General features: G+C 68.9%; 22 protein-coding genes. 16 read left to right on the top strand and 6 right to left on the bottom strand.

The window, feature by feature from the left end; translation table 11 throughout:
* Positions 1 to 14: 14 nt before the first annotated feature.
* The 9 genes from JTJ31_RS03115 to JTJ31_RS03150 are packed head-to-tail and all read left to right on the top strand — an operon-like array spanning position 15 to position 7,403.
* Positions 15 to 737 (top strand): SDR family NAD(P)-dependent oxidoreductase, encoded by a 723-nt coding sequence (locus JTJ31_RS03115; RefSeq protein WP_207537113.1) that lies wholly within the window; start codon positions 15 to 17, stop codon positions 735 to 737.
* Entirely contained in the window at positions 737 to 1,213 is a 477-nt protein-coding gene (locus JTJ31_RS03120; protein ID WP_207537114.1) for a MarR family winged helix-turn-helix transcriptional regulator, read from the top strand. The genes JTJ31_RS03115 and JTJ31_RS03120 overlap by 1 nt, the downstream gene beginning before the upstream one ends.
* Entirely contained in the window at positions 1,210 to 2,004 is a 795-nt protein-coding gene (locus JTJ31_RS03125; protein WP_207537115.1) for an enoyl-CoA hydratase family protein, read from the top strand. Before JTJ31_RS03120 ends, JTJ31_RS03125 begins: the two co-directional genes overlap by 4 nt.
* On the top strand, positions 2,004 to 3,158 hold the full coding sequence (locus JTJ31_RS03130; RefSeq protein ID WP_207537116.1) for an acyl-CoA dehydrogenase family protein: 1,155 nt from the start codon (positions 2,004 to 2,006) through the stop codon (positions 3,156 to 3,158). Before JTJ31_RS03125 ends, JTJ31_RS03130 begins: the two co-directional genes overlap by 1 nt.
* Positions 3,158 to 4,762 carry an AMP-binding protein gene (locus JTJ31_RS03135; protein ID WP_207537117.1) on the top strand — a complete coding sequence of 535 codons (1,605 nt, stop codon included), beginning with the start codon at positions 3,158 to 3,160 and terminating at the stop codon, positions 4,760 to 4,762. Before JTJ31_RS03130 ends, JTJ31_RS03135 begins: the two co-directional genes overlap by 1 nt.
* Entirely contained in the window at positions 4,759 to 5,154 is a 396-nt protein-coding gene (locus JTJ31_RS24470; RefSeq protein WP_236019782.1) for a RidA family protein, read from the top strand. Before JTJ31_RS03135 ends, JTJ31_RS24470 begins: the two co-directional genes overlap by 4 nt.
* Positions 5,151 to 6,179 (top strand): tRNA epoxyqueuosine(34) reductase QueG, encoded by a 1,029-nt coding sequence (gene queG / locus JTJ31_RS03140; RefSeq protein ID WP_328805653.1) that lies wholly within the window; start codon positions 5,151 to 5,153, stop codon positions 6,177 to 6,179. The genes JTJ31_RS24470 and queG overlap by 4 nt, the downstream gene beginning before the upstream one ends.
* Positions 6,176 to 6,874, top strand: a complete 699-nt coding sequence (gene queC / locus JTJ31_RS03145; protein WP_207537119.1) for a 7-cyano-7-deazaguanine synthase QueC — start codon at positions 6,176 to 6,178, stop codon at positions 6,872 to 6,874. The genes queG and queC overlap by 4 nt, the downstream gene beginning before the upstream one ends.
* The gene (locus tag JTJ31_RS03150; RefSeq protein ID WP_236019783.1) at positions 6,840 to 7,403 is read left to right on the top strand and encodes a VUT family protein; all 564 of its coding nucleotides are present in this window, start codon (positions 6,840 to 6,842) and stop codon (positions 7,401 to 7,403) included. Before queC ends, JTJ31_RS03150 begins: the two co-directional genes overlap by 35 nt.
* Before the next feature lie 3 nt (positions 7,404 to 7,406).
* Here JTJ31_RS03150 and JTJ31_RS03155 read toward each other — a convergent pair whose 3' ends face one another.
* Positions 7,407 to 9,029 carry a thiamine pyrophosphate-binding protein gene (locus tag JTJ31_RS03155; RefSeq protein ID WP_207537120.1) on the bottom strand — a complete coding sequence of 541 codons (1,623 nt, stop codon included), beginning with the start codon at positions 9,027 to 9,029 and terminating at the stop codon, positions 7,407 to 7,409.
* Between the two features lie 70 nt (positions 9,030 to 9,099).
* Complete coding sequence (locus tag JTJ31_RS03160; RefSeq protein ID WP_207537121.1) at positions 9,100 to 10,566, bottom strand: N-acyl-D-amino-acid deacylase family protein; 1,467 nt, start codon at positions 10,564 to 10,566, stop codon at positions 9,100 to 9,102.
* A 146-nt stretch (positions 10,567 to 10,712) separates the two neighbouring features.
* Between JTJ31_RS03160 and dctP the strand changes: the two genes are divergently transcribed.
* The 7 genes from dctP (at position 10,713) to JTJ31_RS03195 (ending at position 17,016) form a co-directional block, all read left to right on the top strand.
* Positions 10,713 to 11,681 carry a TRAP transporter substrate-binding protein DctP gene (gene dctP, locus JTJ31_RS03165; protein WP_207537122.1) on the top strand — a complete coding sequence of 323 codons (969 nt, stop codon included), beginning with the start codon at positions 10,713 to 10,715 and terminating at the stop codon, positions 11,679 to 11,681.
* Positions 11,682 to 11,705: 24 nt separating this feature from the next.
* A complete protein-coding gene (locus tag JTJ31_RS03170; protein ID WP_236019784.1) occupies positions 11,706 to 12,293 on the top strand; it encodes a TRAP transporter small permease in 588 nt (195 codons plus the stop codon).
* On the top strand, positions 12,290 to 13,567 hold the full coding sequence (locus tag JTJ31_RS03175) for a TRAP transporter large permease (RefSeq protein WP_207537123.1): 1,278 nt from the start codon (positions 12,290 to 12,292) through the stop codon (positions 13,565 to 13,567). Before JTJ31_RS03170 ends, JTJ31_RS03175 begins: the two co-directional genes overlap by 4 nt.
* 60 nt (positions 13,568 to 13,627) lie before the next feature.
* Positions 13,628 to 14,863: an ABC transporter substrate-binding protein gene (locus JTJ31_RS03180; RefSeq protein ID WP_207537124.1), complete on the top strand. Its 1,236-nt coding sequence runs from the start codon at positions 13,628 to 13,630 to the stop codon at positions 14,861 to 14,863.
* 81 nt (positions 14,864 to 14,944) lie between these two features.
* A complete protein-coding gene (locus JTJ31_RS03185; RefSeq protein WP_207537125.1) occupies positions 14,945 to 16,192 on the top strand; it encodes a serine hydrolase domain-containing protein in 1,248 nt (415 codons plus the stop codon).
* 61 nt (positions 16,193 to 16,253) lie between these two features.
* On the top strand, positions 16,254 to 16,454 hold the full coding sequence (locus JTJ31_RS03190) for a hypothetical protein (protein ID WP_207537126.1): 201 nt from the start codon (positions 16,254 to 16,256) through the stop codon (positions 16,452 to 16,454).
* 46 nt (positions 16,455 to 16,500) lie between these two features.
* A complete protein-coding gene (locus JTJ31_RS03195) occupies positions 16,501 to 17,016 on the top strand; it encodes a biotin transporter BioY (RefSeq protein ID WP_207537127.1) in 516 nt (171 codons plus the stop codon).
* Here JTJ31_RS03195 and JTJ31_RS03200 read toward each other — a convergent pair.
* The 4 genes from JTJ31_RS03200 to phnF all read right to left on the bottom strand — a co-directional run bounded on the left by JTJ31_RS03200 (position 16,952) and on the right by phnF (position 21,537).
* Positions 16,952 to 17,947 (bottom strand): glycosyltransferase family 2 protein, encoded by a 996-nt coding sequence (locus tag JTJ31_RS03200; RefSeq protein WP_207537128.1) that lies wholly within the window; start codon positions 17,945 to 17,947, stop codon positions 16,952 to 16,954. The two genes, JTJ31_RS03195 and JTJ31_RS03200, sit on opposite strands and share 65 nt — an antisense overlap.
* A gap of 94 nt (positions 17,948 to 18,041) precedes the next feature.
* Positions 18,042 to 19,427, bottom strand: a complete 1,386-nt coding sequence (locus JTJ31_RS03205; RefSeq protein WP_207537129.1) for a hypothetical protein — start codon at positions 19,425 to 19,427, stop codon at positions 18,042 to 18,044.
* Between the two features lie 215 nt (positions 19,428 to 19,642).
* A complete protein-coding gene (locus tag JTJ31_RS03210; protein ID WP_207537130.1) occupies positions 19,643 to 20,809 on the bottom strand; it encodes an alpha-D-ribose 1-methylphosphonate 5-triphosphate diphosphatase in 1,167 nt (388 codons plus the stop codon).
* Positions 20,810 to 20,811: 2 nt separating this feature from the next.
* Positions 20,812 to 21,537, bottom strand: coding sequence for a phosphonate metabolism transcriptional regulator PhnF (phnF, locus tag JTJ31_RS03215; RefSeq protein WP_328805654.1), 726 nt, complete (start codon positions 21,535 to 21,537; stop codon positions 20,812 to 20,814).
* Positions 21,538 to 21,550 lie beyond the last annotated feature (13 nt).

Raw genomic sequence — 21,550 nt, forward strand, 5'->3', positions numbered from 1 at the left:
TTTAAGCTCAAAGCATGTTGCGGTTCGACGGGCAGCGTGCCTTGGTGAGCGGCGGGGGTACGGGCATCGGCCTGGCCTGCGCCCGTGCGCTGACCGAAGCCGGCGCCATCGTCACCGTGCTGGGCCGGCGCGAGGCGCCCTTGCGTGCGGCGGTCGATTCCGGCGCAGCCGCCGAATGCATCGCCGCCGATGCCCGGACGCCCCCTTCCCTTCCTTCCGCCTCCATCCTCGTGAACGCGGCGGGTGCGGCCGTCTCTGCGCCCTTCCTCAAGACGGATGACGAGACGTTCCGCGCCACGCTGGAAGCCAACCTCATGAGCGCCGTGGCACTGACCCGCGCCTTGCTGCCGCGGATGCTGGAGGCGCGCTGGGGCCGCGTGGTCAACGTCGCCTCCACGGCCGCGCTGAAGGGATATGCCTATGTCGCGCCCTATGTCGCGGCGAAGCATGCGCTGCTCGGCTTCACCCGTGCCCTTGCGCTGGAAGTGGCGACGCGCGGCGTCACGGTGAACTGCGTCTGTCCCGGCTTCACGGAGACACCTCTGCTGCAGGAAAGCATCGCGCGCATCGGCGCCATGACGGGCCGCGACCCGGCCGCCGCCCGCGCCGCGCTAGCCTCGGGCAATCCACAGGGCCGCCTCTTCACGCCGGAGGAAGTCGCCGAGGCCGTGCTGTTCCTCTGCGCCGCGCCGGGGGTGAACGGCGCCGCGCTGCCCGTTTCGGGCGGGGAGGTGTGATGGACGCCGAGACCGCCCTCGCCGGGCTGCCACCGGGCCGGAAGGACAATCTCCGCCTTTGGCTGCGCCTCCTCACCTGCGCGACACTGATGGAGCGTGAGATCCGTCGCCGCCTGCGCGCGGAGTTCAACACCACCCTGCCCCGCTTCGACATGCTCGCCGCGCTGGACCGCGCACCGGAGGGTCTGACCCTCGGCGAGGTGTCACGGCGGATGATGGTGAGCAACGGCAACGTCACCGGCCTTGCCTCGCGCCTGGAGGAGGAAGGGCTGGTGGAACGGCGCCTGGATGCCAATGACCGTCGCGCCTTCCGCCTGCGCCTGACTCCGCTGGGCGCGCGCGAGTTCGCCCGCCAGTCCCGCGCGCATGAGGTTTGGGTAAACGCCCTTCTCGCCGGGGTGACGCCAGCGGACCGCGCAGCGCTGCACGCATTGCTCGGGCGCGCCAAGCATTCCATCGCCGAGGGAAGCGCATGAGCCTGCCGCAACATCTCCGCAGCGAGAGCGAGGGCGGCGTCGTCACCCTCACCCTCGACCGGCCCGCGCGCAAGAATCCGCTGACCTTCGACAGCTATGCGGAGTTGGTCGCCATCTTCCGTGCCGCCGCGACGGATGATTCCATCCGCGCCTTCGTCGTGACGGGTTCCGGCGGCAATTTCTGCTCGGGCGGCGACGTGCACGAGATCATCGGCCCGCTGCTGGAACGCGACACGAAGGGGCTGATGCGCTTCACCGCCATGACAGGTGACTTGGTGAAGGCGATGCGCGCCTGCCCGCAGCCCATCGTCGCGGCGGTGGATGGGGTGGCGGCTGGGGCTGGCGCCATCATCGCCATGGCCTCGGATATCCGCCTCGGCACGCCACGCGCCCGCGTCGCCTTCCTGTTCAATCGCGTCGGCCTTGCGGGGTGCGACATGGGGGCCTGCGCGATTCTTCCGCGCATCATCGGACAGGGCCGCGCCTCCGAACTCCTTTTTACCGGTCGCGCCATGCGCGCCGAGGAAGGGGAACGCTGGGGCTTCTTCAACCGGCTGGTGGAAGGCGATGTGCTGGCGGAGGCGCAGGCCCTTGCGGCGGAGATCGCCGCTGGCCCCGGCTTCGCCCACGGCATGACCAAGCGAATGCTGGCGATGGAATGGGCCATGGGCGTCGAGCAAGCGATCGAGGCCGAGGCCGTTGCCCAGGCCCTGTGCATGACCACCCAGGATTTCCGCCGTGCCTATGAGGCCCTCGCGGCGAAGCGAACACCCGTCTTCCAGGGGGATTGATGCCCGACCGGGACTTCCTGCGCTGGCCCTTCTTCGATGACGCCCACCGCGACTACGCGGCGCGCGTCGAGGAATGGGCAGGACGCCACGCGGAAGCCCTGACGGACCATGAGGATGCCGAGGCCTCGACCCGCGCCCTGGCACGCGCGATGGGCGAGGCCGGGCTGCTTGACGCGGCCGTGCCGCCGGATGGGCGGCTGGATGTGCGGAAGCTGTGCCTCGCGCGCGACATCCTGGCGCGCCATTCCGGGCTGGCCGACTTCGCCTTCGCCATGCAGGGCCTGGGCACCGGCGCCATGACCCTGTTCGGCGCTCCCGAGTTGCGGGCCAAGGTGCTGCCGGAGGTCAGGGCTGGAACCAGCCTCGCCGCCTTTGCCTTGTCGGAGCCGGAAGCCGGGAGCGACGTCGCCGCCCTGGCGACCACCGCCACCCGCGACGGCAGCGACTGGCGCATCACCGGCGAGAAGAGCTGGATCAGTAACGGCGCCATCGCCGGCTCCATCCTGCTTTTCGCCCGCACTGGCGAGGCACCGGGGGCGCGTGGCCTGACGGCCTTCTGGCTGCCGGGCGACGCGGAGGGTTTGAGCGTGGCGGAGCGCATCGAGGTCGCGGCGCCGCATCCTCTGGCGCGGTTGCGCCTGGACGGCGTGCTCGTGCCGGATGCCCACCGCATCGGCGCGCCGGGCGAAGGCTTCAAGGTCGCCATGGCGGTGCTGGACGTGTTCCGCGCCACGGTGGGCGCAGCGGCGCTGGGCTTCGCGCGGCGTGGCCTCGACCTGCTGATGGATCGCGCTTCCGGACGGCGTCTCTTCGGCGCCACGCTCTTCGACCAGCAGATGACCCAGGCCGCCATCGCCGATGCCGCAGTCGCGGTCGAAGCCAGCGCCCTGCTCGTCTACCGCGCCGCCTGGCTGAAGGACCAGGGCACGCCGCGCGTGTCGCGCGAGGCGAGCATGGCGAAGCTCCATGCCACCGAGGCCGCGTTCCGCGTCGCCGATGCGTGCCAGCAGATCCATGGCGGGCTTGGCGTCGTCCGTGATTCCGGACCGGAACTCCTGGCAAGGGAGGTGCGGGCGCTGCGAGTCTATGAGGGCGCGTCGGAAATCCAGCGCGTGGTGATCGCCCGCGCGGAACGGGACAGGAGGGCCGGGTGATGGACAGCTTCTGCCGCGACAACCTGCCGCCGCCCGAGGAATGGCCGGACCTCACGCCCCTGCCCTACAAGGCGCGGCTGAATTGCGCGACGGAATTGCTGGACCGCAACCTCCAGACGCGCGCCCATCATCCGGCGGTGGTGACGCCATCCGAGACCCTTACCTACGCGCAACTGGCGGAGCGCGTGAACCGCATCGCCAACGTGCTGGTAAAGGACCTCGGCCTCGTGCCGGGAAACCGCGTCCTGCTGCGTTCTGCCAACAACGCCTGGATGGTCGCCGCGTATTTCGCGGTGCTGAAGGCCGGCGGGGTGGTGGTCGCCACCATGCCGCTGCTGCGCGCGCGGGAACTGGGCCAGATCCTCCGCAAGGCATGCATCACCCACGCGCTGTGCGACGCGCGCCTCGCCGAGGAACTCGCCGCCGCCGAGGCGCCGGAACTCCGGCACATCCTCCATTGGGGCGACGGGGAGCTCGAGGCGCGCTGCGCTGCTCAGCCCCCACAATTTCAAGCGGCGGACACAGCGCAGGACGATGTGTGCCTCATCGGCTTCACCTCCGGCACCACCGGTGAGCCGAAGGGCACGATGCATTTCCACCGGGACATGCTCGCGATCTGCGACCATTACTCCGCGCAGGTGCTGCGTCCCTCGGCGGAGGACCGGTTCATCGGCTCGCCACCGCTGGCCTTCACCTTCGGGCTAGGCGGGTTGGTGCTGTTTCCCTTCCATGTCGGCGCCACCGCCATCCTTCTGGAGCGCGCGCCGCCGGAGGAACTGGCCGCCGCCATCGCCCGGTACCGTGCGACGATCTGCTTCACCGCCCCCACGGCCTACCGCGCCATGGCGGCCAAGGCGGGTGAGCACGATCTTTCCTCTTTGCGGAGATGCGTCTCGGCCGGGGAACACCTGCCCAAGCCCATCTTCGAAGCTTGGCAGAAGGTAACCGGGCTGAAGCTCCTCGATGGCATCGGCGCGACGGAGATGCTCCATATCTTCATTGCCGCGCCGGAGGAGGCGGTCCGCCCCGGCGCCACGGGCCTTCCCGTCCCGGGCTACGAGGCCAAGATCATCGGCCCCGATGGGACGGAGGTGCCGCGCGGCACTCCGGGGCGTCTTGCCGTACGCGGGCCGACCGGCTGCCGCTACCTCGCTGATCCGCGGCAGCGCAACTACGTCCAGCATGGCTGGAACATCACTGGCGACAGCTTCTTCCAGGACGAGGACGGGTATTTCCACTTCCTGGCCCGCAACGACGACCTGATCGTCAGCGCGGGCTACAACATCGCCGCGCCGGAGGTGGAGGAGGCGCTGCTGTCCCATCCTTCCGTGAAGGAAGCCGGAGTCGTGGGCATACCGGACGAGGAACGCGGCATGGTCGTCACGGCCCATGTCGTGCTGCATCCCGATTATCCGCGCGACGACACCACCACCCGCGCCCTGCAGGATCACGTGAAATCCATCATCGCGCCCTACAAATACCCGCGCAGGGTAATGTTCCACGACGCCCTCCCACGCACGGAAACCGGCAAGCTGCAGCGCTTCGCCCTTCGCAAGCTTTCCCTTGCGCCCGACGCCGCGCCCTGGCAGAGCCCCGCCCCATGAGCCTCACCGCGCTTCACCCGAAGGGATGGCCCGCGCCGCGCGGCTACGCCAACGGCCTGATGGGCGATGGCCGCCTTGTCATCCTGGGTGGGCAAGTCGGCTGGGACACCCAGGGACAATTCGCCGAGGGCTTCGTCGCGCAGACGCGGCAGGCGCTGCGGAACATCCTCACCGTGATGGCCGAGGCCGGCGGCCGGGCCGAGCACATTGCCCGCCTCACCTGGTACGTCACCGATATAACGGAATATCGCGAGAGCCTGGCGGAACTCGGCCCCGCCTACCGTTCCGTCATGGGACGGCATTTCCCCGCCATGACGCTGGTGCAGGTGGTCGCGCTGGTGGAGCCGGAGGCGAAGGTGGAGATCGAGGCGACCGCCATCCTGCCACCGTGAGCGCGGAAGCACGCATCCGCGAGCAGGCTCTCGCCCTGGGCTTCGACGCGGTTCGCTTCACCACCGCCACACTGCCGCCCGAGGCGCGCGCAAGGCTGGATGCCTTCCTGGACGAAGGCTCCCACGGCACGATGGAGTGGATGGAGACGCGGCGCGAACAGCGCGCCCATCCGCAATCCCTCTGGCCCGAGGCGGTGAGCGTCGTCGTGCTCGGCACCAACTATGCACCGGACTACGACCCATTAGAGAGCCTCGGTCAGCGGGACCGCGCCACCATCTCCTGCTACGCGCAGGGGAAGGATTATCACGACGTCGTGAAGAAGCGCCTGAAGGCGCTGGGCCAGTGGATGGCGCGCGAGTTCAAGGGGGCGCCGCTCAAGGTCTTCGTGGACACCGCCCCCGTGATGGAGAAGCCCCTGGCCCAGCAGGCGGGCCTGGGCTGGCAGGGCAAGCACACCAACCTCCTGTCCCGCGAATGGGGCAACTGGCTCTTCCTGGGCGAGATCTACACGACCCTGCCCCTCCAGCCCGACAAGCCGGAGCGCGAGCATTGCGGCACCTGCCGCGCCTGCCTGGATTCCTGTCCCACCAGCGCTTTCCCGGCCCCCTTCCGGCTCGATGCGCGGCGCTGCCTCTCCTACCTCACCATCGAGCACCGTGGCCCGATCCCGGAGGAGTTCCGCCGCCCGATGGGGAACCGCATCTATGGCTGCGACGACTGCCTGGCCGCCTGCCCCTGGAACAAGTTCGCCCGGAAGGCGCGTGAGATGGCCTTCCAGCCGCGCCACGACGTTGCGCCCTCCCTTGCCGAACTGGCATCGCTGGACGACGCCGCCTTCCGTGCGCGCTATGCCGGCAGCCCGGTGAAGCGCATCGGCATCGGGCGCTTCCGCCGGAACCTCGCCATCGCCATCGGCAACAGCCACGACCCGTCGCTCCGCCCCCAGGCCGAGGCGCTGGGCGCCGATGCCGACCCGATCGTAGCCGAGGCGGGGGCCTGGGCGCTGCGGGAACTCGCCGCATGACGGAAGGCGCGCTGGTCCTGTTCAGCGGGGGGCAGGACAGCGCCACCTGCCTCGCCTGGGCAATGCGCCGCTTCGAGAGGGTGGAGACGCTGGGCTTCGATTACGGCCAGCGTCACAAGGTCGAGCTGGATTGCCGTGCTGCGCTGCGCGACGGCATGGCTTGCCCCGCCCTGGGCGAGGACCACCTGCTCTCCCTGCCTGTCCTGGGCGCGATCAGCGACACGGCCCTGACGCGCGACGCCGAGATCACCATGCAGGCCGACGGGCTGCCCAGCACCTTCGTGCCCGGCCGCAACCTCGTCTTCCTGACGCTGGCGGCCGCGCTCGCCTATCGGCGGGGTCTGCGGCACATCGTCGCCGGCATGTGCCAGACGGATTACTCCGGCTACCCGGATTGCCGCGACGATACGGTGAAAGCCATGCAGGTGGCTCTGAACCTGGGCATGGACCGGCGGTTCGTCCTCCACACCCCGCTGATGTGGCGCGACAAGAAGGCAACCTGGGAGCTTGCGGAGGCTCTGGGCGGCCCGGCGCTGGTAGAGCTCATCCGCCGGGAGTCCCACTCCTGCTACCGGGGTGTACGCGGCACACTCCATCGCTGGGGGCATGGCTGTGGCGATTGCCCGGCTTGCGACTTGCGCGCCCGGGGCTGGGATGCCTATGCCGCGTCGCATGATCCTCTCTCCCCGCCTTGAGGGCTTCCTTTTCCTGCTCGGCTTCGGGCTGTGCATCCCGATAGCCAACTGGCTGATCGGCAATGCCGGCACGGTCTGCGTGCCGAACGGCCCCTGCCTGATCCCCGTGGCGCCTGGGCTGATGGCGCCCTCCGGTGTGCTGATGATCGGCCTTGCCTTGGTGCTGCGGGACCTCGTGCAGCGGCGTCTAGGACTGGGTTGGGCAGCCACCGCCATCTCCGCGGGGACGGTGCTCTCCGCCTTTCTGGCGCCGCCCGCACTCGTCGTCGCCTCGGCCACGGCCTTCTTCCTGTCGGAAGCTGCTGACCTTGTCGTCTACACGCCCTTGCAGCGGCGCGGGCTGACGCGGGCGGTGCTGGCCTCCTCCGCCGTTGGGCTGGTGGTGGACAGCGTGGTCTTCCTTTGGCTCGCCTTCGGCAGCCTGGATTACTTGGCCGGCCAGGTGATCGGGAAGGCGTGGATGGTCGTGTTGGCCCTTCCGCTCATTGCCCTGCTGCGTCGGCGCGACGAGCGACTGGGCCTCGCCTGACCCTCACTCCGCCGCGAGGGCAGAGCGGCGGGGCAGCACCGCCTCCATCGAGGTGCGGACCAGGATCCCGGCCGGGCCGGGACGACGGATTGCCTCGCGCATCGCGGCGAAATCGTCCCGCGTGTTCACGCGCAGCAGGGGCAGGCCGAAGCTTTCGATCCAGCGCCCGAAATCCGGGTTGCCAAACATGGTGCCGCTGACCCGGCCCGGGTGCTGGTGCTCCTGGTGGATGCGGATGCTGGCATAGCCCCCGTTCTCCGACAGGATGAGCTTGATGGGCAGCTTGCGCTCCAGCGCAACGGCCAGCTCGCCGCCAGTCATCAGCGCCCCGCCATCGCCCACGGCGCATGCGACGGTACGGCCCGGGCAGCGCAGCGCCGCTGCGACAGCCGCGGGCGCCCCGAACCCCATGGCGCCGGAAATCGGCGCCAGGAGGCGCTGCCCCGGCTTCCAGGATACCTTGCGGTAGAAGGGCGCGCCGAAGGTTCCGGCGTCGAGGGTCAGGATGCCGTCCTCCGGCAGTGCCTCGCCGATCGCCTGGGCGACCTCGGCGAAGGGCAGCCCATCGGGCCAGTCGCGGCGCGCCACCTTCGTGTCGGCGACGTGCAGGGCGCGCAGCCTCTCGCACCACGCCGTGCGGCCCTTCGGGAAGCCCGGCGCCTCGCGCTCCATCGCCGCAAGCAGTGCCCGCGCATCGGCGGTGATGGCGGGGTCGGCGGGGAAGTGCCACCCGAGGAAGCGCGGATCGGGGCAGACATGGACAAGGCGCTGCCCCGGTGCCGGCCAGGAATAGCCCTGGGTCGTGATGTCCGTCAGACGCGTGCCGAGCGCCACCACCAGATCCGCCTCGGCGAAGGCATCGCGCTGCGCATCCGGGTTCCGCAGCCCCATGTCGCCGGCATAAAGCGGATGGTCATTGGGAAAGAGGTCCTGCCGGCGGAAGGACACCGCGACGGGCAGGTTCCAAGCCTCGGCGAAGCGACGCAGCGCGGCGCGGCCGCCCTCGCCCTCCAGCCCATGCCCCGCCAGCAGGATAGGGCGTTCGGCGGCACGCAGCAGGGCGGCCAGGGGCGCAGGGTCTGGCGCGGCGGCCTCGACCCGCGTCGGTTCGACCATGCGGACGGGGCAATCCTCGGCCAGCACATCCTCCGGCAGGGAGAGGACGACAGGGCCAGGCACGCCGCCCGTCGCGGCGGCCCAGGCGCGGGCGATCAGTTCGGGCACCTGCTCTGGACCGGTCGCCTCGCCCACGAACTTGCAGAACCCGCCGAACATGCGGCGGTAGTCGATCTCCTGGAAGGCGTCGCGGCGCAGGTCGCGCGCCTCGACCTGCCCGATCAGCAGGATCAGAGGAACCGCATCCTGTTCAGCTGTGTGCAGGGCGATGGAGGCGTTGCAGGCGCCCGGGCCGCGGCTGACCATGAAGACGCCCGGCAGGCCGGTGAGCCGCGCATCGGCCAGGGCAGCGAAGCCAGCGCCGCCTTCCTGGCGACAGACCACCAGATCCATCGGCGCGTCGTGGATGGCATCCAGCAGCGCGATGTAGCTTTCCCCGGGCACGCAGAAGGCACGGTCCACGCCCTGGCGGCACAAGAAATCGACGAGAATCTGGGCGGCGCTGGGCACGGGCGGCATTTCCTCTTTCTAGTGGCCGCGGAAGATGCGCCGGAGGAAGCGGCCGGACAAGCCGCTCCGCTCAGCGGGATCGCAGGCGAGGATTGCCCAGGAAGCGGCCCGGGCCCGCCCCCGTCGGCGCCTGCCCTTCGCGATAGGTCTCGACCCCGTTGCACCACACGCGCCGGATGCCTTCGGAGATGGCGTCCGGGTTCTCGTAGGTGGCGTGGTCGCGCACCGTCGCGGGGTCGAACAGGACGATGTCGGCGAAGCCGCCGGGCCGGATCGTGCCGCGATCGGGCAGACCGAAGACCTGCGCGGTGCGGCCCGTCATCTTGTGAATGGCCGTCTCCAGCGTGAACAGCCCCACATCGCGCACGTAATGCCCAAGCACGCGCGGGAAGGTGCCCCAAAGGCGCGGATGCGGCTTCGCATCGTGCGGAATCCCGTCCGAGCCGATCATGGAGCGCGGATGCGCCATGATGCGGCGCACGTCGGCCTCGTCCATCTGGAAGTAGATGGCGCCGGCCGGCAGCAGCTTCTCCGCCGCCGCGCGCCGCGTCATGCCCCAGTCGCGGGCGATGTCGTCCAGGTTGCGCCCCGCCTGCTCGGGGTGCGGAACGGACCACGTCACCTGCACGGGCACGTCCTGCCGCAGCCTTTCCGGCATCAGCACGGTGGAACCCGCCGGATAGGGGTACACGTCGAAGGCAACGGGCTGGTCCTGGCCCAACGCGTCGATCAACGCGAGCGTGTCCCGCGAGCGGCCGAAATTCTCCGGCATGGAGCATTTGTGGTGGGAGATCACCGTCTCGATGTTGCCGGCCTCGCGCGTCGTCCGCAGCGTCTCGCGGATGGAATCCATCACGCCGTCCGCCTCGTCGCGCATGTGGGTGGCGTAGAGACCACCTTCCTCCGCAACCACGCTGGCGACGGCAATCACCTCCTCCGTCGGCGCGTGCATGTTGGGCGGGTAGTAGAGGCCTGTCGAGAAGCCGCCCGCCCCCTCACGCAAGGATTCGCGCAGCCTGTCCTGCATGCGCGCGATCTCGCGGTCCGTGGCCGGGCGGTACACGTCGCCCTCCATCGCCTCGACGCGCAGCGACTGATGGCCGCAGAAGGCGAAGGTGTTAACCGCCGTGGGACGCTTCGCCAGCGCCTCGGCATATTCGCCGAAGCCGCCCAGGGTGAACCAGCTTTCATCGCCCAGCAGGTCCAGCGGCGGCGGCGGGCGCTTCTCCATCCGCAGCGGGGCGAGGGACACGCCGCAATTGCCCACCACCACCGTCGTCACGCCCTGGCTGGTCTTGCAATGGACGCATTCCGGGCCGCAGAGCACCAGACGGTCATCGTGGGTGTGGGCGTCGATGAAGCCGGGGGCGAGGGCGAGGCCCTCTGCGTCCACCTCCTCCTGCCCACTGGCGGAGCCGAGATCGCCGAGGCTCACGATCCGATCGCCCTCCACCGCCACGTCGGCGCGGAAGCGCGGGGCACCCGTGCCGTCGAGCACGGTGGCATTCCGGATCACAAGGTCGCAGCGCAAGGCCATGGGCAGGGTCTCCGTCGTTGGCCTCACCATGCCGCAGGGTCGCGCGTCGCGCCAGGGCACGCCGGATGGACGGGCCGGAACGGAAGCGGTAACGCTGCGGGCAACCGGCGCCCTGCGTAGGCGCCCCGCTCGGGAGGTTCCAGACCATGCTCCGCCGCACTCTCGCCGCCGCTGGCCTCGCCGCGATGATGGCCAGCCCGGCCTTCGCGCAGACCCAGCTCACCATCCAGCATCCGCTGCCGCTGAACAGCCACTACGGCGCGGGCGCCTCCGCGCTGAAGGAAGCTTTCGAGCGCGCGACCAATGGCCGCTACCGCGTCAACATTCAGCGCAACGACAATGAGCGCGAGGTGATCGAGAGCGTGCAGATCGGCACGGCGGAGTGCTATCTCGGCTCTACTGGCCCGGTCGGGAATTTCGTGCCCGAGGTGCGGAACCTCGACGTGCCCTTCCTGTTTCGCGACTATCCGCATGCGCGTGGCGTGCTGGACAGCGAGATCGGCCAGCAGCTTCTTTCCCGCTTCCAGCCGCGTGGCCTTGTCGGCGTGGCCTGGATGGAGAACGGATTCCGCCACCTGACCAACTCGCGGCGCGAGGTGAATACTCCGACCGATATGCGCGGGCTGAAGGTCCGCACCATGGAGAACCAGGTCCACATGCGCGCCTTCAGCGCGCTGGGCGTCCTGCCGACGCCGATGGCCTTCTCCGAGCTGGTGCCGGCGCTGCAGCAGGGCACGGTGGACGGGCAGGAAAACCCGATTCCGGTGATCGTGGCCAACAACCTGAATCAGGTGCAGCGCTTCCTGACGCTGACGGGCCACGTCTATTCCCCGGGCGTGCTGATCTGCAATCCGGCCTTCCTGGCGCGCATGTCGGCCGCCGACCGCAACGCCTTCAACGAGGCGGCGCGTCAGGCCGCCCGCGCGAACCGTGACCGCGTCTCGGCCGATGAGGCGTCGGGCGTGGAGGAGCTGCGCAGGCGAGGCATGACCGTGGTGACACAGGTGGACAACGCGGCCTTCCAGCAGGCCCTCGCCCCCTCGGCCGGGCAGATCGAGCAGCAGCTCGACCGCGCCCTTCTCCAGCGCATCCGCAGCTGGCGCCCGGCACAGTAAGCCGCTCAAGGGCCGGGCGAGGCGATGAACCCGATGAATACCGGGCCGCTGATGGCGGTGGGGGCGCTCAGCCTTCTCGCCACGGCGGCGGCGCTGCTGCTGGGGCCACGGGTGCCCGCGCTGCGGCGGGGGGTGCTTCTGCTGGACCGTGTCGCCACCGGCCTCGCCGCCATCCTCGCCTGCCTTGCCCTTGCCGTCGCTTTTGGAGCGGGGCTCTGGCAGGTCATCGCCCGCTTCGCGACCGAGACGCCCGCCATCTGGTCTGAGGCGCTGGTGCGGACGGCGCTGATCTGGATGACCTATCTCGGCCTCTCCGTGGCGCTGCGGGCTGGCGCCCTCGTCGCCATCGACGCCGCGCATCGCTACAGCAGGGGCGCGGTGCGCCGGGCGGTGGAGGCCGCGTCCCTCGCGGCCTGCCTGTCTCTCCTTGGCATTCTGCTGTGGTTCGGATGGTCCATGGCCGAACGGGTGCAGTTCCAGGAAATGGCAGGGCTGGAGGTGTCCATGAGCTGGGGCTACGCCGCGCTTCCCATCGGCGCCGCCTTCGCCATCCTCGGCGCCCTCGCGCATTTTCTGGATCGCAATGAGGGATCGCTGGAGGACGTGGCATGACCGGTGCCATGCTGACCGTGATGCTGGTGCTGTTCGCGGCGGCTGTGCCCGTCGCTGTAGCCATCGGCATCGCCGCGGTCTGGGGCATCGTGGGTTTCACGAGCTTCCCACTGATCGTCGCGGCGCAGCAGCTATTCGTCTCGCTGGACCGGTTTCCTCTGGCCGCCATCCCCTTCTTCATCTTGGCCGGGAATCTGATGGATGTGGGCGGGATTTCGCGCCGCCTCGTGGATCTAGCGAAAAGCCTTGTCGGTGGCGTTCAGGGCGGGCTGCCCTGCACCTGCATCGTCACCTGCATGATCTTCGCCGCGATCAGCGGCAGCAGCGTTGCCACCACCTTCGCCATCGGCGCCATCATGATCCCGGCGCTGGTGAGGCATGGCTATCCGGTCGGCTTCGCCGCCGCGCTCCAGGCCACGGCGGCGGAGCTTGGCGTGATCATCCCGCCCTCCATCCCCATGATCCTCTTCGGCGTCAGCACCCAGGTCAGCATCCCGGAGCTGTTCCTGGCCGGCTTCGGGCCAGGGGTGCTGATCGGCCTCGCCTTGATCGCGACCGTGCTGGTCTGGTGCCGCATCAAGGGCTGGGGCAAGCAGGATGGCGAGGGTCGGCTCCCGCTGCTGCAGGCGACCAAGCAGGCGGGCTGGGCACTGCTGATGCCCGTGGTGGTGCTGGGTGGCATCTATGGCGGCATCACCACCCCCACCGAGGCCAGTGTCGTCGCCGTGGCCTACGCGCTGCTCGTCGGCATGGTGCTGCATCGCGAACTGGGCTGGCGCGACCTGTATCCGATCTTCCGCCGGTCGGTCGTCTCCTCCACGGTCATCCTGTTCATCATCGCCTGCGCCGGGCTGTTTTCCTGGCTGCTGAACCGCCAGGGCGTGCCCGATGCGGCCGCTGCCTGGCTGGTCGAGACCTTCGATGGGCCGGGCTGGTACCTGCTGGGCGTCAACCTCTTCCTCTTCGTGGTCGGCATGTTCGTGGAGACGAGCGCCTCCATCATCGTCCTCGCGCCCATCCTTCAGGAGGCGGCGACCCGCTTCGGCATCGATGGCGTCCATTTCGGCACCGTGATGGTGGTGAACCTCGCCCTCGGCATGATCACCCCGCCCTTTGGGGTAAACCTCTTCGCGGCGGCGCAGGTGGCCGGCACCTCGATCGAGCAGATGATGCGCTACCTGCCGATCTTCATCGCCGTCATCCTGCTCTGCCTGATGATCATCACCTACGTCCCGGCCGTTTCGCTTCTGCTGCCCAGGCTCGTGTTCGGCTAAGGGCGCTTGCACGCCGCCTGAGGCCCCGGCAACCTCCACCGAACAATAGGGAGGTTGTCCATGCAGACGATCAGCCGCCGCGCCGCCCTCCGCGCGGGGAGCGTGCTTGCCCTTTCGCCCCTTCCCGGGCGCAGCCAGCCACGCGACAACACGATCCGCATCGGCGTGCTGGCCGATTTCAGCGGCCCGTACCGCGACACCTCAGGCCCTACCTCCGTCGCGGCCGTGCAGCAGGCCGTGGAGGATCTCGGCCTATCGCAGCGGGGCATCAACGTGGAGGTGTTGCAGGGCGACCACCTGAACCGTCCGGACGCGGCCCTCGCCCTCGCGCGACGCTGGATCGACACCCAGGGCGTGGACATGATCTGCGAGGTGAACAACAGCGCCATCGCCCTCGCCGTCGCCAATCTTGTGCGGGAGCGCGACAAGGTACAGCTGGCCTCGGGCGCGGCCTCATCCGCCCTCACCGGGGCGCAGTGCTCTTCCCACACCATCCAGTGGACCTACGACACCTGGATGTTCGCGAATGTGGTCGGCGGGGCCACGGTGCGCTCCGGTGGTGATACCTGGTTCTTCCTGACCGCCGACTATGCCTTCGGCCACCAGTTGGAGCGGGACACGGCGGGATTCGTTCAGCGCGCCGGTGGGCGGATGCTGGGTTCGGCGCGCTTCCCCTTCCCGGGCACCACCGATTTCTCCTCCTTCCTGCTCCAGGCCCAGGCGTCGCGCGCCAAGGTGGTCGGCCTCGCTACAGCCGCGCAGGATACGGTCAACGCCATCAAGCAGGCGCGCGAATTCGGCATCACCCGGCGCGGTCAGCAACTGGCGGGAATGGTGATGTTCATCACCGACGTGCACGCCATCGGGCTGGAATCCGCCCAGGGCCTGATCATGAGCGAGGTGTTCTACCATGACCTCAACGACCGCACGCGCGGCCTCGCGCAGCGCATCCTGCGCCGCACGCCCACCAACATGCCGAACCAGGAGCATGCGGGCACCTATTCCTGCGCCATCCACTACCTGAAGGCCGTGGCCGAGATGGGCGCGGCCGGCGCCAAGGCAAGCGGCGGCGAGGTGCTGCAGGTGATGAAGCGCATGCCGACGGATGACGACGCCTTCGGCCCCGGCCGCATCCGCGAGGACGGCCGCAAGATGCATCCCGCCTACCTGTTCGAGGTGAAGTCTCCCGCCGAGAGCCGCGGCACCTGGGACTACTTCAAGCTGCGCGCCACTGTCCCGACCGAAGAAGCTTGGCGCCCACTTTCGGAGGGTGGCTGCCCCCTGGTCCGGGGCTGAAGCGCGCTTTACGCCGGGACTATGCTGGCGCAACCTTTGCGCTGGCGGCCCGGCAGAGGCGCGCCAAGGAGGACAAGGTCCATGATCGCACGACGCCAGCTTCCGGTCATCGCGGGCGGGCTTCTCGCCGCCCCAAGCCTCGCCCGCGCACAGAACGAGACGCTTCGCCAGGGCTTCTCTCCTTCGCGGCTCGACCGCTTCGCCCCCGCCATGGCCCGCGAGATCGAGCGCGGCTCCTTCCTCGGAGCCGTGGGCCTGATCGCCCGGAATGGCGAGGTGGTGCACCACCAGGCCTATGGCCATCAGGACATGGCGCGTCAGAAGCCCATGGCGCTGGACAGCATCTTCCTGCTTGCTTCCATGACCAAGCCCCTCACCAGCGTCGCTACGATGATGATGATCGAGGAGGGCCGGCTGTCGCTGCGCGACCCGATCGTGGAATGGATGCCCGAGCTGCGGAACCTCGTGGTCCACACGCCGCAGGGTGACCAGCCACTGGCGCGGCCCATCACGGTGCAGGACCTGCTGCGTCACTCCTCTGGCTTCGTCTATGCCGACGCGGCGCCGGAGCGCATCCGCGATCTCTACAACCAGCACAACATCGAGGCACGCGAGCAGACGCTGGCCGGCGACGAGATGCTGCGCCGCCTCGGCACCATCCCCCTCGCCTTCCAGCCCGGCGAGCGATTCTTCTACTCTATCAGCACCGACGTGCTGGGCCTGTTGCTGGAGCGCGTGGCCGGCGAGCGGCTGGATCGGCTGCTGGAAAGCCGTATCACCGGCCCGCTTGGCATGAAGGACACGGTCTGGTGGGTAGATGATGCTCGTGCGCCGCGCCTCGCCGAGGCGCCGGATTCCGATCCGTTGAAGGCTTCCATGTGGGCCTCCTACCGCATCCGGCAGGACAACTCGACCAATTCCTACCTGAAGGGCGGTGCCGGCATGGTGGGAACCAGCGCTGACTACCACCGCTTCTGCCAGATGCTGTTGGATGGCGGCAGCTTCGAAGGCCGACGCTACCTCTCCCCCACCACGGTCCGCTTCATGATGAGCAACCACATCGTTGGCATGGGCGGATCGCCGGCCGCCAGCACCGGGCCAGGCTATGGCTTCGGGCTGGGCTTCGGGGTGCGGCTGGCGGATGGCATGGGCGTCGCGCCGGGCAGCCCCGGCGATGCGATGTGGGCCGGCGCCTGGGGGACGTCCTTCACCATCGACCGGGCGCAGAACCTGGTTGGCGTCTTCATGGCGCAAGGGCCGTCCAACCGCGTCCGCACGCGGATGCTGTTCAAGAACCTCGTCTACGGCTCGCTGGTGGATGAGGGCTGAAGCGGGGCGTTGACCCGGCCCGGCGCAGGACCATCTTCCGTCTCGAGATGAGGAGGAAGGCATGATCCTGCGCCCATTCGGTGCCCCGCTGGGCATGATGACCTTGGCCTTGGTGGCCAAATGCGCGTTCGCGCTGGGGCTGGGCCTCGGCACGGCGGTCCTGGCTGGAGCCTGCGCGCTGCGCCGCACGATGGGGCGGAGCGATCGCGGTGCTTCCGACCCGATTCACCACGCGGAATCCGCCGAGGACGCCGTCACCTGACCGTGCCGGGCTTGCGGCGCCGCGCGCAGCATGCGAGGCGGCGCCCATGACCCATGACCTCCCCCTGCGCGCCGCGTCACGCTTCGCGGCGCTCGCATTCCTCGGCTCCGTGGTGCTGGCCGCCTCGGCGCAGGTGGCCCTGCCGCTTTGGCCGGTGCCGGCGACGATGCAGAGCCTCGTGGTGCTGCTGCTCGGCGCCCTGGGCGGTGGACGCCTCGCCGCTTCCGCCGTCGCGCTCTACCTGATCGAAGGCGCGATGGGCCTGCCGGTCTTTGCGAATGGCACGGGCGGTCCTGCCGTGCTCGCCGGTCCGACCGCAGGCTATCTGGTCGGCTTCCTGCCTGCTGCCTGGCTCGCCGGCTACGCGGCGCGTGGCGCTTGGTGGCGCCAGGGCGCGGTGCTGGTTGCCGCGCATCTCGCCCTCTTCGTGCCAGGCGTCCTTTGGCTCGCCGCCTATGTGGGGATCGAGCGGGCGATTTGGGCGGGTTTCGTCCTGTTCATCCCCGGGACGTTGCTGAAGACAGCGCTGGCGCTGGCCTCGCTGAAGGCACTGCGGCGCTAACTCCACCGAAGCCGAGCGCGAGATAGGCCAACCGCTTCATCTCGCGCCGGCTGTGGGTAACGGCCTGCAGGATCAGCCCGACCGCGAAGGACAGCAGTGCGGCAAGGACGAGCGCCGAGGCCAATACCGCCGTGGGCAGGCGGGGCACCAGCCCCGTCTCAATGAACTCGAACACCACCGGCAGGCCGAGGCCCAGCGCCACGACCGCCAGCAGTCCAGCCAGGATCGAGAAGAACTCGAAGGGCCGCTCCCGCTGCACCAGCACGCCGATGAGGCGCAGGATCACGAAGCCGTCGCGCCAGGTGGACAGCTTGCTGGTCGAGCCCTCGGGCCGCTCGCTATAGGGCGCGGCGATCTCGCCGACCGGCAGGCGAAGCTCGAGCGCGTGGATCATCAGCTCCGTCTCGATCTCGAAGCCGGCGCTCATTGCCGGGAAGCTCTTCACGAAGCGGCGCGAGAACACCTTGTAGCCGGAGAGCATGTCGCGCGTCTGGGTGCCGAAGACGCGGCCCACCAGCCCGGTAAGCACTCGGTTGCCGAAGCGGTGGCCGGGCCGGTAGGCGCCGCCGTGCCCCGTCTCCTCCCGCGCCGCGTTCACCATGTCGAACCGGCCCTCGGCCGCAGCGGCGATCAGGCGTGGCGCGCTAGAGGCGTCATAGGTCGCGTCGCCATCCACCATGACGTACCAATCCGCCTCGATGTCCGCGAACATGCGGCGCACGACGCTGCCCTTGCCGGGGCGGCTCTCGAACCGGACCTCCGCCCCCGCTTCGCGCGCCATGTCGGCCGTGCCGTCCGTCGAATTGTTGTCATAGACGTAAATCACCGCGTCCGGCAGGGCGGCGCGGAAGCCGCGCACCACCTCGGCCACGGTCAGCGCCTCGTTATGGCAGGGGACAAGCACCGCGACGTGGGAAGTAGTCAGTGGCATGATCAATCTTGGCGCGGTTTTCCCTGAGGTTCCACCTCAGTGACCTCCAGAGGAGCGAGCATTGCCCCTCACCGAATTGCGCCGGGAGCCGCCTTCAATCGGTCGTGCCAGGGGCACTTCCCCGCACGCGGCAATCGCTTCCCGTTACGGCTCGCAACGCCCCCTCGGGCAAGTGCCCGTTCAGGATCAATCGGACGGTTGGATCGCCTTCGCGCCCGTCATAGGCCGGGCGGTCGTGTATTGCACGGCGTGCGACCCACTCTCTCACGCCGGGCTCGAAAGTGACCGCGAGTTCGCGTCTACCAGAGCCCCGCGACTCAGCGAGCCGCGCGTCGAGCGTTTCCAAGAAGGCATCCTGACATAATCCATCGCGGTAGAGGCGAAGCTGTATGAAGGCGTTGGTCATAAGCATCAGCCCAGCGGAGACACCCAGCGGCAAGAGCATCCATCGCGCCCGCCGCCAAGCTTCTGCGATGGCGAAAGCCAGGGCGAGTGCGAATGGAATGCCGGATGCGTAGAGGTAATGGCTGCCGGGCTCCGCCAGGGTCAGGACCGGCATAAGGCATAGGAAATAGGCGGCAATGTAGAGGAAGGCGACCCGCCACTGGCTCCAGTATCCCACCAGCGCCGCGAGCCCAGCGTGGAGCAAGGCTGCCCCCACATAGGCTGGCAAGCCGAGCCGCGACTGACGAGGGAAGTCCGTCATGTGTGGAAGGAAAGGGAAAGCCCAATACCCGAGCAGATTTCGACCAAGATAGCGGGTGGAAGGAGAGTAGGTGGCGACCGCCCGTCCTTCCAGCGTAGCCACAATGGCCGGTATCCGTACCGCGAGATAGGCAACGATTGGTAGGCAAACCAAAACCAGGATAACGAGAAGCCTCGTCCAAGAGAGCGGGGGTGACACGGGGGCGATTAACCAAGCGGCGAGGATGGAAACGAGCACGGCCCCTGGCAGGACGACAGAGGTCTCTTTGGAAAGGATCGCTGCAGAAGACCAGACAACAAGCGCGATACCGCGCGCTGGAGTAAGTCCTGACTGCATTGCCCGGATAGCTTCCGTGCAGCTTAGCAAGACAAACAAAGCGTACCATCGGTCAAACGATGCTGCCATCCAGCCGGTGGACGCTGTTGCAAGCGGCGAGGCGGCGAAGCATAGGGCGGCGAGCAACGCCCAGTTCCGCGGGGCCCCACAGCGCAAAAGCGCTGTCAGTAGCGCGACGGCAGTGCCAGCGTGAAACAGCACATCCCCCAGGTGCACCAAAAGCGGGGAACTGACCATGAACAGCGCGCTGAAACCTTGTTGCAGGAAACCCAGAGGACGAACAGGATACCCGAACTCAGGACCTGACTGCACGCGCCCGTAGGCCAGCATGAAATCACGGAATCCACTTTTTGAAACGTGGTCCCATTTTTCCCACTCGTCATGGCTAAAATAACCCGGATTCAGCACAATGCCGAGATGCAACACTACAACCGTCACGACTAATCCCAGGAGCCATCGGACGGGGACGCGAGCGCTTTCTGAAGACATGCTAGCTTCCATGACTGGCCCTGAGCTCGGGTCATCCGACTTTTAGGCAAGCGACCGATAGGCGTGAGCCAATGGACTGGCAAGGACTTCGCGGTCCGGTGAGGGATCGCTTCACCCGTATGGCGGTCTCATTGCAGGCTACTGACCGAGCAGTCCGTGTCGCGCTACATCAGCGCGGCGGCCACCTCTTCTGTCCGATGCGTCGCCCCAGCTAGGCGCCACGCCGCGGAGGGCGCGACCCAGGCCAGCTCGCCCACAGCGAATACCGCCTCCACCCCGCCCTCGGTCCGCAGCAGGGCGAGGTCGCCGCGCAGCCCTTCCGCGATGCGGCCCCGGTCCGAAAGGCCGAGGGCGCGAGCCGGATTCTCCGACACGAGCGCCCAGGACGCCGCGAGGTCGAGCACCCCGCGCTCGGCGAGGCGGAACGGCGCCTCCGTCAGCGCCGGCCAGTGGTAGTCGCTGGCCAGCACGGAGACGAGGCCGCGCTCGGCCAGCGGCGCGGCGCTGGCCCAGCCCAGGTGGCTGCCGCCGCGCACCACATTGGGCGCGCCCATGACCACCGCCTCGCGCGCCTGCCGCGCCTCCTCCGCCACGGCCTCGGCCATGGGGAACTCGCAGATCGTGGCGCCGAGACTGCGGAAATAGCGGCGGTCCTCCGGCTTTGCATCGTCATGGGAGAGCATGGGGATGCCCACCCGGCGCGCGGCCTCCGCCATGCGGGCGCGCGCGGCCGGCACCTCGGGACGGCGCGCGGCGGCCTCTAGCGCAAGGCGGCGGAACTCCTCCTCCTTCACCCCGGCGCGGCCCGCGTATTTGCCAAGCTGCTTCGGGTCGTCCAGCCGGCGCAGGATGCCGGGCGTGTGGTCGTTGAAGCCGAGCAGGGAGACCGCGCCTTCCTCGATGGCTGCCAGCGCACTGGGTTCGGCCTCGAAGTTGTCGGCTTCGAAGCGCAGATGGACGCGCAGCTCCGGCCCGGGCGGCGGATCGCGAAGCGCCGCGAGCAGATCGCGGAACACGGACAGCGAGCGCAGCCCCGGCTCCCAGGACAGCGTGACGCCGAGGAAGGCGGTGGTGATGCCGGCGGCCAGGATCTGCGAGGCGGCGTCGCGCAAGGCGAAGGCGGCTGGGAAATCGACTCCGGGCCGGGGCTGGATGCAGCGCTCATGCGCGTCGCCATGGATGTCCACGATGCCGGGCAGGACAAGGAGGCCGCGCGCGTCGAAGCCCTTCCCTCCTGCCCCTGCCATGATCCGGCCGTCGGAGAGCCCGACCTCGCCGGGGGCAAGGCGCCCGTCGCGCAGCACCGCGCCACCGCGAATGGTCCAGTTCATGGTCAGCCTTCTCCGACGACGAGTTGCGTGCGGCCGGCGGCATATCGTGTGATCGTCGCGTCCACGGGCTTTCCCTCCGCATCCACGTTCAGCGATTCGCTCACCAACACAGGGCGGGCACGCGACTGGACCAGTAGCATCGCCTCCTCGGCGGTCGGCATCCTAGCCGTGATGCGGGTGACGCGGCGGCGATAATCCGGAACGCCGGATGCCACCAGCGCGGCTGTGATGGAGGGGTTCTCGCGCAGCATAGCCGCGATGCGGGGAAACCGGGCGAGCGGGAAATGGTGTGCGCCCAGCGCCACCGGGCGGCCATCCGCCATGGACACACGCTCCACCATCACCACCCGCGCCCCCTTCTTTAGTTCCAGCATCTCGCGGATGCGTGGCTCCGGCTCGATCTCCGCGAGGCGGATCACTTGCCCGGCCGGCTCACGGTTCTGAGCACGGATGATCTCGCTGAAGCGGGTGCGCGAGCCAAGCGGATAGTCCAGCACATCCTCCGCCACGAATGAGCCACGGCCCTGCTCCACCCGCACGAGGCCGCGCGCTTCCAGCGATTCCATCGCACGACGTAGCGTGTGGCGGTTCACGCAGAAGCGCGCGGACAGTTCCGCCTCGGTTGGCAGGCGGTCTCCGGGCGCATGGGCCCCCGAGGTGATGTCCGCCTCGATGCGGCCGGCGATCTGTCGCCACAGCGCCACGCCTGCCGCGCGGTCAAGCGTCACGGAATCTTCAACC

This window comes from Sabulicella rubraurantiaca (assembly GCF_017355885.1).
Lineage (GTDB): Bacteria > Pseudomonadota > Alphaproteobacteria > Acetobacterales > Acetobacteraceae > Roseococcus > Roseococcus rubraurantiacus.